This is a genomic window from Massilia sp. GCM10023247, from assembly GCF_042653325.1.
Classification (GTDB): domain Bacteria; phylum Pseudomonadota; class Gammaproteobacteria; order Burkholderiales; family Burkholderiaceae_D; genus Telluria.
In genome coordinates this window covers 250,532-265,793 of sequence record NZ_JBHSIB010000011.1, presented here as the reverse complement: position 1 = coordinate 265,793, position 15,262 = coordinate 250,532, and the positions used below count along the sequence as shown (strand labels likewise).

The following is a 15,262-nucleotide window of genomic DNA, read 5'->3' as shown; positions in this document are numbered from 1 at the left end:
AAGCTACCATATGATGGAAGCTCCGATCAAGATTTGCCGAGCTCATGTTCGAACACCTGAACTTCGGTCCCTGGCTGGACGTCGCGGCGCGCAGCGCGCTCGGCGCCGGGCCCATGATGCGCGCCGAGAACCAGGACAACTGCGTCCTCATCGACGCCGGCGGCAATGCGGCCTGCCTGGTCGACGGCCTGCCGCAGACGCGCGCCATCCCCGGCTGGCCGCCGGGACACGTACGTCTTGCCGTGCTCGACGGCATGGGCGGGCACGGACACGGCCGCGAAGCGGCGGAAGCGGCGGCGGCCGGCCTGCTGGCGATTCCGGCCTGCCACGACGTCGACACGCTCTCACGCCACCTCGAGCGCCTGCACGGCGAACTCCAGCGGCACTTCGACCTCCTCGACGACCCGGCGCGCCCCGGCACCACGCTGACCCTGCTCGAACTCCCCGCGCCCGGCAGCGCGGGCGCCCTGCTCTGGCATGCCGGCGACTCGCGCCTGTACGAAATCACGCCCGGCGGCGCGCTGGCGCTGAGCGTGGACCACGTGCCCGCCACCGTCCTCGCCACCGCCGGGCTGATCGGGGAAGACGACTGGCGGCGCCAGGTGCACGGGCGCCACGGTTCGCAGATCGCCCAGGCCTTCATTCTCGGCAACACCTTTACCGATCCGGCGCACCTGGACGACGGCCTGTTCGCGCTGACCCCGGAGATCCTGCCGCCCTGGCTGCGCGCCCTGCCCGACCGCCGCGCGCTCGCGCTGCGTGACGACGCCCTCTACCTGCTGGCCACCGACGGCTTCTGGTCCTGCGCCGACCCGGCCCGCTTCGTCGGCCGCTGGCCGCAGTTGCTGGCGCAGCAGGGCGCGGCCGGCGCCATCGAAGCCCTGTTCGGCGCGATGGAAACGCAGCCGCCGTCCGGCTTGCAGCCAGACAACCTGACTGCGATCGCCCTGCGCCTGCGCCACCCCGGACGCGACGAAACGGCACTGCCGCAGAGTCCGTAATTTACAGTCGGAAATATCGTGCCTGAAAGACAATGGCGCGCGCCACGGCTGGGCGAATCCGCGTAAGCTTGGGGGGTCCACGAGGCCTGCCATTGATGAACCGTTGCCGCCATCCCGAGCATCCGCACTGCACCGTCTGGGTGGTGCCAGGGGAATCGTCTTGCGCGCACGGCCACGCCCAGCCGGCGGCGGCGCTTCCGCCTGAGCTTGCGCCTGAGCTTCTACCTGAGCTTCGACCTGAGCTTGCGCTCGACCATGCGCCCGCCCCCGGCGCCGCGCCGCTCGCCCCCGCGGCCCTGCCCGTCGAGCGTGCCCACCTGCATGTCAGCGGTTTCGACCCGCGCGCCGCCGGCGGGCGCCAGCTGCTCAAGCTGGAGCTGCGCGGCATGCCGGCCGATTGCCCGGCCGAGCTGACCCTGCTCGCCGCTTCGCGCCTGCGGCTCGACGGCGGCGGCCAGCATAGCTTCGCGAGTACCGCGCGCGGCGAATGGCTGCCGGTCTTCCTCGAATTTTCCTCGCGCGGCCTGGAGCACGGCCAGTACCGCATCGAACTCGAACTCTACAGCCGGCCGGCCGGGCGTACCTGGGGCGCGACCTTGCTGGTGCTCGCGCCCCGGCCGGATGCCGGCCTGCACGAGATCCACCAGACCTTCCTGGCCACCCACAAGAACGTGCGCGTGAGTGCCACCGACGCCTCGATCGCGCGGGTCCGGGCGCGCGTGGGCGGCGGCAGCGTCGATGTCGACGTCCAGGCCGACAATGCCGGCATCGCCCACCTCGACCTGGACGCCGGCGCGGGCAAGATCGATCTCGGCCTGGCCAGCATCGCCTGGGACGAAGAACTCCTTGAACTGGACCAGCCGCAAGCGTTACTGCAGGGTTTACCGCGGGCCGCGCCGGCGCCGGCCGAGCCCCACCCTTGCCCGGCCAGCAGCGCCTGCCTCGTGTTCGAGACGGCGGCATATGCGCCGGGTTCCGCGCGGCCGGTACGCCACCTGCGCCTGTTCGCGCTCGACGAATGCGTCCTCGGGCGCTTCGAGCCCGGCGCCCGCGGGGCCGACCTGCTGTTGATGCACTGGCGCGCAGGGGAGCCGGAACGCGATGGCCTGACGCGGCGCATTTCGGCGCGCCACGCGCTGATCCGGCGCGGGCGCGAGGGCTACGAGATCGAGGACGTGTCGCGCTACGGCCTGCTGGCCGACGGCGCCTGGCCCGGCAAGCATGCGCCGCTGCTGCTGCGCACAGGCATGCGCATCGAACTGACGGCCAGTATCCCCGGCGTGGTGCTGCTCGAAGTCGGCGAGTTGCTACCGAACGGCATCATCCTGCGCCGGCTCGACGCAGGCATGGACGACGAAGCCTTCTGCCTGCTCGACCCCGAGTGCGACCCGGGAGATACCGGCCGCCTGCATGCGCCCGCCCTGCCGCTGCTGTTCCACCGCAACGGCGGCTTCTGGCAGCGCCAGCATGCCGACGCCGCCGCCACGCCGCTGTCGCCGGCGCGCCTGCCCGCTGCGCCGCCGGGCTGGCCGCGGCTGCTGCACTTTGTCGCGCAAGCGTATCCGGATCACCGCGCCGATCACCGCGCGCACCACCCCGCGAACCGCCTCGAAGACCAGTGCCTCGAGCAGCGCACGGACAAGCGCGCCGATCGCCGCGTGGCCATGCGCGCGCCCGCCGCCGCGGCCGCGAGCACGCAGCGCTTGAATGCCGGCCAGAGCCGGCTACCGCCACCGGCCCGCTAGTGGCGCATCAGCAGGAAAATCAGCGAGATTCCCGCAATCAGCGCCGCTTGCAGCCCGAACACGATGGCGGGAATGCGCAGCTCTTCAGGGAGTTTCATGGCGAGTCCTTTCGAGCGCAGGCGACAGCCCGCTCGAAGACTCCAGCCTACTCCTGGCGCGCGCCGATCTGCGCACGCTAGCCTTGGGAAATGACCCTCACGAAACGTCGCCTGCCTCCACCGGCAGGTCGCGTGCGACCCGGAAGCCCACGATATCGTTCGACATCGCGGCCGAGAACGCGTTGCGCAGGGCCGAGCGCAGGTAGTGCGGACTGTACAGCCAGCAGCCGCCGCGCAGCACGCGGCGAACGCGGTCGCCGCCCTCTTCCCAGGCGCTGCCGTCGCAGGGCGCGCCTGCGTAGTCGTCGTGCATCCGGTCCTGCACCCATTCCCAGACGTTGCCGTGCATGTCGTGCAGGCCCCAGGGATTCGGCGGGAACCTGGTGACCGGCGTGGTGCCGCCCCGGCAGGCGCCGCGCGGGCCGCCGTTCCATGCGAAGTTGCCGTCGTAGTTGGCCAGGCTGGTGTCGATGGCGTCGCCGAAACTGAAGGCCGTCCGGGTGCCGGCGCGGCAGGCGTACTCCCACTCGGCCTCGCTCGGCAGGCGGTAGCGCGCGCCGGTGCGCCCGGAGAGCCAGGCCAGGTAGGCCTGGGCGTCGTCCCAGGACACGCCGACCACCGGATGGCTGTCGTCCTGCGCGAAACCGGGCGCGGCCCAGTCGACCGCGCCGCCCGGCCGCCAGCCGCTGGCGTCGGCAAAGGCGCGCCATTCGCCGACCGTGACCGGATAGCGCCCGAGCGCGAAAGGCCGTTCGATGCCGACCCAGCGCTGCGGGGTTTCGCGCGCCAGCCAGTTCGGGCGGGCGCCGGCGGCCAGCGCGACCTTGCGCTCGTGCTCGGGCGAGCCCATCTGGAAACGGCCGGCCTTGACCAGCACCAGCTCCGGCCCGGCGCCGGCGCCGTCGCGGAAACGGTCGCGCAGCAAATGCGGCGCCGCCTCCTGTGCAGCAGGCAGCGCGGGCAAGGCAGGCGGCGTGGGCTGCTCACGCGCGCGTTCCTGCTCGGCGAGATAGGCTGCGGCCGCCCTGGCCAGCTGCGCCTTGCGTTGCGCTTCCTCCTGCGCCGCCTGCGCCTTTGCCACCTCTTCGGCACGGCGCGCCGCCAGTTGTTCGCGCAGCGCTTCGCGCCGCTGGCGCCGCGCCGGCTCGCCGGCCAGGCGCGCGCGCCTTTCCTGCTCGCGCAGCAGGCGCACGGCGGCGGCACGGGCGGCCGCCGCCGCGGCCTGGACCGGCAACGGCGCGTCCGCTTCCCCTGCATCCGGTTCCTGTGCGCCCGCGGCGGCTGGTGCCGTGTCGGTTGCGGCCGGTGCCGTATCGGTTGCGGGCGGCCCCGTATCGGTTGCAGCCGGTGCCGTGTCGCTTGCGGGCGGCGCCGGGTCCGGCATATTGCCGTCGCCCGCCGGTTCGGCGGCGGGCCGGGCCAGCCTGCCCAGCAACTCGCCGACGCTCTCCGGGCGCAGCGCAGGGTCCTCGGCCAGGCCCGCGCGCAGCGCCTGCCACTGGTCGTCGCCCAGCCCGGCCGGGCGCGCGACGCCGTCCCCGGCGCCGGGCGCCTGCCCGCTCAGCATCTGGTGGACCATTGCCGCCACCGCGTACACGTCCAGGCTGCGCGCCGGCATGCTGCCGGGCGTGCCGGCTTCCGGCGCCCGGTAGCCCGGCGTGCCCGCGCGCGCGGGCGCTTCCGGCACATCGGCTACACGCGGCGGCGGCCGGGTGCCGGCGCGCGCCCGCGCGGCGATGCCGAAGTCGAGCAGCTTGACCTCGCCGCGCGCAGTCAGGAAGACGTTGGCCGGCTTGAGGTCGCGGTGCACCAGCCCGTGCCTGTCCCAGGCATAATCGAGCGCGGCGCCGACCGGCGCCAGCAGCGCCAGCACCCGCGCCAGGGGCAGCGTCCCCTCGCGCGCCAGCAGGCTGTCGAGGTCTTCGCCCTCCAGGCATTCCATGATGACGAAATAGCTTGCCGTCGCCGGGTCCTGCGCCCAATCGTAGACCCGCACGATGTGCTCGTGCGCCAGGCGCCGCGCGCGCGTCGCTTCCTGCACCAGCAGCCTGGCGTGGCTGCTGCTTGCGGTCAGCTCGGGGAACAGGATCTTGAGCGCCACCTGGGCGCTGTGGCCCAGTTCGGCGTGGGTAGCGAGGTCGGTCGCCTGCCAGACCTGGCCCATGGCGCCGGACGCGATCAGGCGCTCGAGCCGGTAGCGGCGATGCGCCGGGCCGACCTGCTGTCCCTGCATCAGCCCGAGCTCGGTGCCGCGCGCGGCCGCCGTGGCGGTGCGCGCCGCCGGCGGGACGTGGGCCGCATCCAGGATCGCGTTCTTGCGGCGCTCGAATTCCTCCCCGCTCAGCAGGCCGTCCTGGTGCAGCGCGCGCAGTTCGCGGATCTGGTCGATGGCGGTCGGCATCGGTCCCGGCTCAGGCGTGCAGCGCGGCGCCGCAGGCGCCGCAAAAGCGGTCGTGCGCGCCCACCGGGTGGCCGTGGCCGCAGGCACGCGCCGTCGCTGCCGACTGCGCCTGCGCCTGGGCGCCCAGCGCCGCCTTGTTCACGTCGTTCTGCAAGCCCAGCAGGTCGAGCTGGTGGCGCCGGTCCTTGTCGACCTCGAGGTCGCGGCGCTGGCGTTCGCGCTCGGCCGCGTCCTGGGCCAGGCGCGCGGCTTCCTGGCCCGTGATGTTGCCGCCGGCCGCCACCACGCCGGCCAATGCGCCCAGCTGGTCCGCGCCCATCGTTGCGTGGACCCGGGTCTTCAGGTAGTCGGACAGGATCGCGGCATTCGGCGCGGCCGCCACCGCCAGCTTGGTCGTGTCCTCCAGGCCGTCGAGCACTTCGGCGCGTTGCAGCTCGTGGCGCGCCAGCTCCAGCTGGTGCTGGCGCTGCGCCTGCTGTTCCATCAGCTCGACCTCCCTGGCCTGGCGCGCCTGGCGGTGCTCGGCGTCGAGGGTGCGCAGCAGCTTTTCGTGCTGGGCGATGGCGTCCTCGCGGCCGCCCTCGCGCCGCAGCGCCTCGATCTGCTGCTTCACCCCTTCGAGTTCCAGGTCGGCGGCGTGCTGCGACGCGCGCAGGCGCGACTGCGCCTGCTGCTCCTCCCACTGCGCCTCGTGCTCGAGCGCGCGCCGGCGCGCCGCATTGGCCAGCACCACCAGCTCGAATTGCGCCTTGTGTTCTTCCTCGTCGAGCGCATCGGCGCGCGCGGCAGCCGCCGCCTGCGCGGCGCGCAGGCGTGCCAGTTCCTCGCGCCGGCGCGCAGCGTCTGCGATCTCCTGGGCCTGCTCGACCTTGTTGCGGATCTGCTGCACCAGCAGCTGCTGGGAGAAGCGCTGCTGGGCGAGCCGGCGCGCCTGCAGGGCTTCCTGCTGCGCCACTTCGAGCGCGCCGCGCATGCGCACCCGGGCCATGGCCTGCAGGTGCGCCCACTCGTCCTGTTCGCCGGCGCGCTGCACGCGTTTTTGCGCCAGTTCGTGTTCGAGCTCGGCCAGGATCTCGCCGGCGCCGCGCGCCAGCGCCTCGCGCCGCGAGCGCGACTCGACCACGCGCCCGTACAGCTCGATCTCGCGCGCCCGCACGGCCTGGGCGCGCTCGCCGTTGGCCAGGCTCAGCTCGGCGCGGTCGAGGGTTTCGGCCTGGCGCAGTTCGAGACGGCGCAGGCGCTGGCGCGCGGCCTGCCCCTCGCGCTCGATGCGGCGCCATTCGTTTTCGTCGTACAGCTCCTCGATCTGGCGCGCGTGCTCCATCTGCACCCGGCGCGCGTCGGCGGCCAGCCACAGGCTGCCGATGCGGGCGCGGTTGGCGTCGAATTTATCGTGGCGCAGCGCCAGCGTCTCGACCTGGACCACGCCCAGGCCATAGGAGGCCAGCAGCAGGCGCAGCCCGCCCTGCAGGCGCTCGTCGAACTCGGCGCGCAGTGCACGGTTGCCCGCCATCTCGCGCAGCGAGCGGGCGCCGACGAATTCGGCGGCCAGCTGGCGCAGCGCGGGCGCCAGCAGTTCGCGCAGCTGGGCGCTGCCGATCACGCCGGGCATGGTCATGAAATGGCGGGCAAAAGCGGGAACGTTCTCGATGCGCAGGCTGACCGTGAAACGCCCGGACACGGCCAGGTGCTCGCTGGTCTCGAGCTCGTCGAAGTCGAACGCCACCGGCAGCGCGGCCGTGCGCGTGACCAGGATCTCGGCGTGCCCATCGCGCAGCAGGTGGTTCAGGCGCCCGAAAAAGCCCTCGATCTCGTATTCGCCCTGCGGCACCTCGGTCGCCTGCTCCCCTTGCAGGATGTAGGCGCGCGAGGTAGCCGGCACCCGCAGTGTCTTCACGAACAGGCCCGACAGCGCGCGCACGCCGAAGCAGACGGCCAGTTCGTCCGGCCCGGCGACCCAGCGGTTATCGACCAGCACCGGGGAATGGCGCGGCGCGCCCAGCGTGATGCCGCAGGCGGCGCAATAGCCCGCCTCGCCCGTATTCTTGTGCTCACAGCGCGGGCACCGGGTGCCGCCAAAACCGAACATCTGGAACATGATCCGACTCCTGTGCTAATCCTGCTGCCGGCCGATGCCGGCAGTCCCATTTTTTCAAGCGCCCGGCACAGCCTCCAGGGCAAGGCGCACCGTCGAAGACAGTACGCTAGTACGGCGAGACGGATGCAACGCCGCCATGGAGGCTGTGCCGGGCGCTAAATGATGCCGATGCGGTCGATGCATGCGAGGCTCGCGCCCTTGCGCCGCAATGCCTCGGCAAACCCCGGCGGCAAATCGGCTTCCCAGGCGCGCGGCAGCAGCACCCGGTCGCCGGCCTGGGCCTCGCGTTCGATCAGCGCGCATTTCGGGCCCAGGCCGGCGACCGCTTCCACCAGGCCCGCATGCCAGGCCGTCGAACAGGCGCTGGCAATGATGCGCCCGCGCGGGATGAATTCGCGTCCGCGCGCGATGCGGTCGGCCAGCACCAGCGCCAGCTCCCAGGAATTGCCGTGGAAGGCGTCGACGCCGAAGCGCACCGTGGTGCGCCACTTGTCCACGGCCTGGCCGTCGAAATGGCGCGCGCCGGCCAGCACCTGGCGTAAGGCGGCCAGGCGCGCGCTGTCGAGGCCGGGCGCGGCGACGGCGTCCTCGTCCCCGCCGCCGCCCTCCTCCAGCGGATACACGCTGACCTCTACCCAGCCGAGTGCGTCGTGGATGCCGCCACTGTGCAGCGGGAACCAGGCACGCGCGCCCGAGACCGACGCGGCCACGTCGGGCTGGCCCGACAATGCACCAATATGGTGCAGGTTGCCGGCGCCGCCGAGCAAGGCGCCGGCCGGGGCCGCGCGGGTGTCGTGTCCCGCGATCCGGCCGCGTTCCCAGGCGTCGGACCAGCCGTTGGCGACCAGGCCCGGGCGCGCCGGCAGCAGGCCGCGCACCATGCGGTCGGCCAGCACCACGGCCAGTTCCCAGTCGCGCTCGTTCGAGCCCGGTGCGCGGTCCATGCCGATGACGACCTGGTCGCGGCTGTCGTAGCGCGCCTCGGTGTGGCGCGCCAGGCGCGCCACCTGCCCCATGCGCGCCGCCAGCGCGGGCGCGCCGGGTGCGCTGCATTTGAGCTCGGCACGCCCGCCGCGCGGGCGGCGGCTGGCGGTCACCGTCACCAGGCTGCCGTCGGCGAGCAGGCTGCGCACGGCGACGGTATCCGCTTGCCTCGTCCCTGGCGCGTTCATGCCTCTTCTCCTGGCGCCGCCACCTGCCTGCGCCCGTCCATGTCGAGTTCGAGGTTGGCGACGATCCGCTCGGCCTCGTCGAACAGGGCTGCCAGCGCGCCGCTGTCGGCTTCGTCGGCACGCTCGACGCGCGCCAGCAGCGCCCAGGCTTCGTCCAGCGCCGCCTGGGCGCGCAGGCTGTGGCGCGCGCGCCGCACTTGCTGCCCCACATCGAGCGGCTGTCCGGGCGCCGCCAGCGCCAGGGCCGGCATCGTGCCGGCTGCGAGGCTGAGCAGGTCTAGCCGCCCAAGCAAGTCCTGCTGGCGGCGAAACAGCCCCTGTCCCTGCGGCAGCGTGGCGAGACGCACCCGGCACATCAGGCAAGGCAGCTCGAGGAAGAGGCGGCGCAGCGCGCGCGCGTCCTGCGCAGCAGGATCGAAGGCCGCCGGCGCCGCCGGCTGCACGGCCGGCAGCGCGGCACCGGCGCGCTCCGCTTGCGCCCTCTCGCGCAGCTCCTGCGCGTAGTCGCGGCTGCCGGCCAGGTCGACCGGCACGCAATCGTCGACGCTGACGCCGAAGCGGGTGTACATCAGCTGGTTGAAGCCGCCGCGGAAAGCGTTCCACTCGTCCAGGCTGGTGCAGGGCGGCAGTTCCAGGTTGCCCTGCGCCAGCTCGCGCTGTAGCGCTTCCTGCGCCTGGGCGGCGAACGCGGCCAGCGTGAGCTCGCCGTCCGCCTCGCTGGCGAGGTAGAGGTCGAAACGCTGCTGGGCCGCGCGCGGGTCGGGGCTGTCGACGGCAAACGCGACCCGCAGGCCGATCTCGGGCGCGGCGGCGAAGGGCTGCAGGTCGCAGCCATAGGGGCCGGGATGGAAGCACCAGCCGCTGTCGCCGGCGCCGAGCGCCATCCGGCCGCCGGCGCTGATGCGGCGCGTGCGGCCGCCGGCGTCCACCACCACCCCGACGCAGGGCGCGGGGAGCTGGCAGCCGGATGCGACGGGTCGCGCGACGACCCGGGCCCCGAGCCCGGCGGCGTCGAATGGCGGGGCGCCGGCGATGCGCCTGAACAGTTCGAGCATCATGGCGCCGGCTGCACCGTGAAGCGCGCGCCGTGGCGCTGGAAGTGCGCCGGCGGCGCCTCGGCGCAGGGCCAGGCCGCTTCGCATTCGCCGTCGGCGTCGAGCCGTCCTGCCAGCAGCACGCGGTCCGCGCCGTCGAGCACGCGCACGGACGCCTCCTGGTCCAGCAGGCGCGCCGCGAACGGCGCTTCCGGCAGCAGTTGCAGGATCACGCGCAGGCCCTCGGCGGCGCCGACGAAATGCAGGCGCCACCAGCCGTCGTCGGTCGCCAGCGCCTCGAGCGCCGCGCCGCTGTCGGCCGCGCGCAGCATGCCGGCGCTGCCCTGCCAGGCATCGTTGGCGGCGGCGCGCCGCTCCAGCGCCAGCGTGCGCAGGCGGCGCGTGGTCAGCGGCGAAGCCTGCAGGGCCGCGCGCTCGCCGGCCGTCAGGGGACGGTTGCCGTCCAGCGCCGCCAGCAGCACGGCGTCGGCCAGCAGCAGGCGGTCGCCTTCCACCCGCGGCGCCAGCAGCAGGCGTTCGCGCAGTTGACGATCGCGTAATTCAGTCTCGCTTGTCATTCATCTTCCCCTCAATGGTGCTGCCTGCAGCCGGGCGATGGCCCCGTCGCGCCGCTTGCGCAGGGTCGGCAGCGACAGCCCGTCAAGGGCTGCCAGCTGCGCCATGGTCGGCAAGGCGCCGGTGGCCGGGTCGCGCCAGGCGTCCGGATAGCTGTCGTCGGTGCTCCCCAGCAGCTTCAGGTAGACGGCCAGGCGCACCGCCATCGATTCGCCGCCCAGCAGGCGCGCGCTCCAGCTGCCCGCATCCTCGGCGGCCCGCGCCGCAAGCACAAAGCCGGGGGGCAGTGAAACCGACTCGGCACGGACCTCGGCCAGCGGATCGTCCTCCCCGCCCGCGGTTGCGGGCACCTCGGACACCTCGGGCACCGCGGGCCCGAAGCCGTCCAGCGCCTCCGCCGCCGCTTCCAGGATCAGGTCAGGCCCGGGCGTGCTTCCCTGTTCGGACTCGTCCAGCACGCGCCAGTAATCGTCCAGCCAGGCGCCTGCCGCCTCCCGGTCGTGCAGCCAGTCGCCGTCGCGGTTGCCGGACAGGACCTCGTACTCGCCGATCTCGGCCAGCATCTCGCCGATCTTGCCGGGATTGTTCTTCAGGCTGTCGAAGCGTTTCGAGCGGGTGTGCAAGGGGCCCGGCGCGCCGCCGAAGCGCTCGCGCGTTTCGCTCCAGCGCATGATCCATTCGGGGCGGCAGCCGGCGATCGAGCGCATCTGGCGCACCTCGATCGGCAAGGCCGATTCGAGCGGGCGCCCGAGGATCGCCGCGACCTGCTCGCCGTGCTCGCGCCAGCCCGCGAACAGGCGCGCGATCTCGCCATAGGCGGTGTCGAGCATGCGGTAGGCATAGATGCGGTTCGGGCTGCACGGACGGCCGCAGGCCGCCTGGTAGTTGTCGGCGTCGACCTTGTCGCGCAGGACGGCGAACATGTCGTTGACCTTCTTGCGCAGCAGCGCTTCGCCGCCCGGCTCGCGCCAGAAGGCGGGCGCACGGGCGTGCTCGCGGGCCAGCGCGCTGCGGAAGGCTTCCCAGTCGGCCGGGCGCGCCGCCAGTTCGTAGGCCAGCATCAGGGCCAGCTCGCCGGTCGAGTCGCCGTAGCTGTTGCCCGCCGCCTGGGCGCGGGCGCTGCGGGCGCACCGCTGCAACTGCTCGGCCAGCAAGTCGACATACAGCGCCGCGCCGTCCGCTGCCGGGTCGAGCAATGCCGGGTTGACTCCATGCGCCGGATCGCAACGGGCGAAGACGGCCAGCGAGCAGCTGCCCAGCAGCTTGCGCACCCCTTCCCATCCAGGTTCCTGGTACCGGGTTCCCGGCAGACGCATACCTTCCTCTTCGCTTCCTGTTTCGACGGCATATCCGCTGGAACACGGATTTTGTCAATCATGCCACACAAACAGCAGAGGACGGCGCGCTGGAGAAGCCCCGCCGGCGGCGCCTTCAGGCCCGCGGTTTTGCCTGCGCCAGCATCGAACGCAGCAGCCCCGCGACCACCGGCGCCGCGTGCGCCCCGCCGGTCGCTTCCGAGCGGCTGACGAAGGCGGCAAAGGCCAGGCGCCGGGTCTGGCCGGGGATGCTGCCGGGTTCCAGCCAGCCGGTGAACCAGACCGTGCCCTGGTCGCCCGCGCCGCTGGGCGCGGTCCCCGTCTTGCCGTACAGGCCGCCGCGCAGGCCGTCGAACTCGGGCGCGCGGAAGGCGCCCGCCGCCGTGCCGCGGGTCACCACGCCCTGCAGGCCGGCCTTGATGCGGTCCAGGCGCACGCCCAGCGGCGCGCCCGGCCGCGCCTGGGCCTCCCTGCCGTCGAGCGCAAGCAGCAGGCGCGGCGCGATCGCGCGGCCCTCGCCGACGGCGCCCGCCACCATCGCCATGTGCAGCGGCGTCACCTGCATGCGCAGCCCGATCGCCATCTGGCGCAGCTCGTGGCGCGAGCCGACCGGGTCGATCGCGGCGCGGCTGGCCTGCAAGGCATCCCAGTTGCGCCAGTCGTAGCCGAACGGCAACAGGCCACCGTCGAGCCGCAGGGCCTGCCCGAAGCCCAGGCGGCGCGCCATGTCGGCGATCGGGCGGATGCCGTCGAGCGCTTCCGGGTCGAGCGCGCGCAGGCTGGGCGCCCCGCCCTGCGGCTTGCCGAACAGGCTGGCGTCGCCCAGTTCCGCGGTCCAGGCGAACCAGGTATTGAGGCTATAGGCCAGCGCCTGCGCCAGCCCCAGCCTGCCGTCCTGGGCGCGCCGTTCGAGGGTGCCGTCGCGGTAGTTGGTGATGTGCGCCAGCCGGCCACTGGCCGGATAGGTGGCGGCGCTGCTGCGAAACGCGAAGCCGCGCTCGCGCGCCAGCGCATCGATGGCGGCCAGCGGCATGCCCTCCAGCAGCGCGTCCAGGGACGGGTCGCGCCGGGCCGCCAGTTCCAGGCCGAGCGCGCTGACGATCTTGAAGGTCGAGCCGGGGCTGCGTTCGGCGCCGCCGTCGTGCTGCAATGCCGCCTGGCGCAGCGGGCTGCGCGCCGGGTCGACGCGGTCGAAGTCGCGCACTTCCTCCCAGGGGGTGCCGGGCGCGACGGCGCCGCCCGCGCTGGCCGCGGCCAGGATGTCGCCGTTGCCGGTGTCGAGCAGCACCAGCCCCGCCTGGCGCCCCGCGGGCGGCGCCGCGCCACCATGGCAGCGCGCGCCGTCCCAGTTGCCGCGGCGCAGGCCGACGCACTCCAGCGCGCCCTGGGCGGCGGCCTGCAGCGGCAGGTCGAGGGTCAGCGCGGCAGCGTGCGCGCCGGCGGAAGCGGAAGCGGGAGCGCGGAGCCGCGCCAGCATGCCGGCGATGCTGTGGCCATCCTGGGCGTGCAGGCCCAGCAGCGAGGCCAGGCCCGCTCCTTGCGCGCCCGGCGTGGCGCCGCCGGACTGCCAGAGCGGCGTCCCGTTGCGGTCGGCGAGCAGGACGGGCGCGGCGCCAACCGGGCGCGCGCCGCGCGGCTGCGCCAGCGGCTGCCAGGCCAGGCGCCCGTCGCGCACCCGCAGGTGGCGCCAGGCGGCGTCGCCCGGGTTGCCCATGGCGGCCAGGTCGAGCGGCGCAGCCTCGATCACGATGCGGCGGCTCCCCGCGCCCGCCGCCAGCAGCAGTTCGCTGACATCGTCAGGGGCGGTGCAAGCGCGTCCGCCGCAGGCCGCGCGCGCCTGCAGCAGTTGCGCGCCCTCGACCGCGCGCACGCGGCCGGCGAGCAGCAGCGCAATCCTTTCGCTGCCGCGCGCCGGCTGCGGCAGCACCAGCGTCAGGCGCACGGAAGCGAGACCTGCGGCACCTGCGGGCCAATCGGCCACGCGGCGCCAGGCCTCCCAGCCTTCGGGCAGGCGCTCGAACAGGCGCGAGGCCGCCAGCGGCAGCGGCGCGTCGTGGGCCAGCGCCACCCCGCCCGCCTGCGCCTGCCAGCTTCCAGGCGTGCCGGGGCGCACCCGCCAGGCCAGCAGGCGCCGTTCGCTGTTGAAGATCCGGACCTGCTCGCGCACATAGGCGCCGTCGGCCCGCCAGTACAGCCGCTCGAGCAGGCGGCGCGCACTGTCGTCGAGCCGCACGCCGTCCCAGGCGGCCAGGTCGGCCGTGCGCTGGCCGGGGCCGGCGGCGCGCCAGGCGGCCAGGTCGCGCGGGGCCAGCGCGATCGCCCCGTCCGGGCCGAGCCGCACCAGGCCGCGCGCCAGCAGGCGCTCGAACAGGGCGCCGTCCTCCAGCGGCGCGCGCGCCTGCGCCGGCACCCGGTATTCGCCGGGCGCGAGCGTGGCGCTGCGCGCGGGGCCCTGCTGCGGGAAGGCGGCCACCAGCGCGGCCGCGGCCGGGCCCGGCGCGGGATGGTAGCGGGTCAGCACCAGTTCGCCCGCATCGGGGCAGGCCGCGCTGGCCCGGCGCGTGACGCGCAGCGCCCCTTCGCCGCCCCACACCAGCCAGCCGTCGCGCCCGAGGGCCGCCTGGCCGCGCTCGCCGCGCAGGATGGCGCCGGCGCCGGCATCGCCCACCCAGCGCGCCTGGCCCTGCCATGCCAGCCGCAGCGTCCCGCCGGCCCGCGCCACGCCGCCGATGTCGACCTGCGGCATGCCGGGCGCCGCCAGCACCACGTTCCTCAGGGTCACGGAACTGGCCGCGCCCTCGTTGCGCGCCGCCCAGCGCGCCACGTCGGCGAAGGGGTAGCCGATCCGTATCGGCGCCAGCCGCCCGTCCGCGCCCTCGAGCGCCTGGCTGCACAGGTCGATGACGACGCCCTGCTGCGCGCGCATCCCCGACAGGATCAGCAAGGCGCCGCCGGGTTTGGCGTCGAGCGCAACACCGGGCTGGCCGGACACGCCGAAGGCCAGGCCCGGCAGGGCGGGCTGGAAGGCGTCGAGCGTACGCACGGTGCCGGACGGCGCGCTGCCGGCAACGGCAGCGCCGAGCGAACGCGCGTGGTTGGCGATCAGGACGGCGCCGCCCGCGAGCAGGACGACGGCTGCCGCGCCCAGCCAGGCCGCGGGCCCGGGGCACGAGACGTGCGCGGCCGGCGCCGGCTTGCCCGGCTTGCCCGGCTTGCCCGGCAAGCGCCGCGCCGCGCGCAGGTTGCGCGCGCGCCGCCACGCCTTGTGCTGCGCGCCCAATCCATCGAACAAGCTGGCGATCATGTCTTCCACCCTTCTCCTGCCGGCCCCGGCCGTCCCGGGCTTCCTAGCGGAGGGGATGGGAAAAGCACGCAGATACGGCCGGGTTAGGATCACTTAAGCGCCGTTTTGTGCAGGCCATCCCGCTTTTCGTGCGGCTTGTCGCAATCCGATGGCTCGCCGCGGGGGCCGCGGCTACAGTGCACACATCGACCACCACCACCCGCAAGGAGAACCACCGTGAACATCGCCAAGCACATGGAAGCCGTTTTCGTCGTTGCCCTCGCAGCAGCCGGCTCGGCCAGTTTCTTCACCGACGCCGTGCCGCAAGCCCACGCCAGCCCGGCGGTCATCCAGGATTCGAGCATCGCCACCGAAACCAAAATGGCTGTCGTCGTGGTGAAAGCCAAGCGCCTGAGCCCCGCCGACCAAGGGCTGACCGTGCTGGCCGATCGCCGCGCCGCCGGGAGCCGCATTTGATTCCCGGCGCAGGCCGGACCGCGCCTTGACGGGCCCGGTCCGGTACTGCTCCCGTCGTTCC

The 15,262-nt window shown here is 73.8% G+C and carries 10 protein-coding genes; 3 read left to right on the top strand and 7 right to left on the bottom strand.

What is annotated here, in order from left to right; all coding sequences use genetic code 11:
- The first annotated feature begins 44 nt into the window (after window positions 1–44).
- Window positions 45–1,001, top strand: a complete 957-nt coding sequence (locus tag ACFPAH_RS11555; protein WP_379744966.1) for a PP2C family protein-serine/threonine phosphatase — start codon at window positions 45–47, stop codon at window positions 999–1,001.
- 95 nt (window positions 1,002–1,096) lie between these two features.
- Window positions 1,097–2,746: an FHA domain-containing protein gene (locus ACFPAH_RS11550; protein ID WP_379744963.1), complete on the top strand. Its 1,650-nt coding sequence runs from the start codon at window positions 1,097–1,099 to the stop codon at window positions 2,744–2,746.
- A 195-nt stretch (window positions 2,747–2,941) separates the two neighbouring features.
- Here ACFPAH_RS11550 and ACFPAH_RS11545 read toward each other — a convergent pair whose 3' ends face one another.
- The 7 genes from ACFPAH_RS11545 to ACFPAH_RS11515 all read right to left on the bottom strand — a co-directional run bounded on the left by ACFPAH_RS11545 (window position 2,942) and on the right by ACFPAH_RS11515 (window position 14,745).
- On the bottom strand, window positions 2,942–5,245 hold the full coding sequence (locus ACFPAH_RS11545; protein WP_379744960.1) for an SUMF1/EgtB/PvdO family nonheme iron enzyme: 2,304 nt from the start codon (window positions 5,243–5,245) through the stop codon (window positions 2,942–2,944).
- 10 nt (window positions 5,246–5,255) lie between these two features.
- Window positions 5,256–7,343: a hypothetical protein gene (locus ACFPAH_RS11540; protein WP_379744957.1), complete on the bottom strand. Its 2,088-nt coding sequence runs from the start codon at window positions 7,341–7,343 to the stop codon at window positions 5,256–5,258.
- A gap of 155 nt (window positions 7,344–7,498) precedes the next feature.
- The gene (locus tag ACFPAH_RS11535; protein WP_379744954.1) at window positions 7,499–8,515 is read right to left on the bottom strand and encodes a hypothetical protein; all 1,017 of its coding nucleotides are present in this window, start codon (window positions 8,513–8,515) and stop codon (window positions 7,499–7,501) included.
- Window positions 8,512–9,573 carry a hypothetical protein gene (locus ACFPAH_RS11530; RefSeq protein ID WP_379744951.1) on the bottom strand — a complete coding sequence of 354 codons (1,062 nt, stop codon included), beginning with the start codon at window positions 9,571–9,573 and terminating at the stop codon, window positions 8,512–8,514. Before ACFPAH_RS11530 ends, ACFPAH_RS11535 begins: the two co-directional genes overlap by 4 nt.
- Window positions 9,570–10,127, bottom strand: a complete 558-nt coding sequence (locus ACFPAH_RS11525; RefSeq protein WP_379744948.1) for a hypothetical protein — start codon at window positions 10,125–10,127, stop codon at window positions 9,570–9,572. Before ACFPAH_RS11525 ends, ACFPAH_RS11530 begins: the two co-directional genes overlap by 4 nt.
- On the bottom strand, window positions 10,128–11,441 hold the full coding sequence (locus ACFPAH_RS11520) for a hypothetical protein (RefSeq protein ID WP_379744945.1): 1,314 nt from the start codon (window positions 11,439–11,441) through the stop codon (window positions 10,128–10,130).
- A 115-nt stretch (window positions 11,442–11,556) separates the two neighbouring features.
- Entirely contained in the window at window positions 11,557–14,745 is a 3,189-nt protein-coding gene (locus tag ACFPAH_RS11515) for a penicillin-binding transpeptidase domain-containing protein (RefSeq protein WP_379744942.1), read from the bottom strand.
- 216 nt (window positions 14,746–14,961) lie between these two features.
- On the opposite strand from ACFPAH_RS11515, the gene ACFPAH_RS11510 reads away from it, so the two are divergent.
- A complete protein-coding gene (locus ACFPAH_RS11510) occupies window positions 14,962–15,201 on the top strand; it encodes a hypothetical protein (protein ID WP_379744939.1) in 240 nt (79 codons plus the stop codon).
- Window positions 15,202–15,262 lie beyond the last annotated feature (61 nt).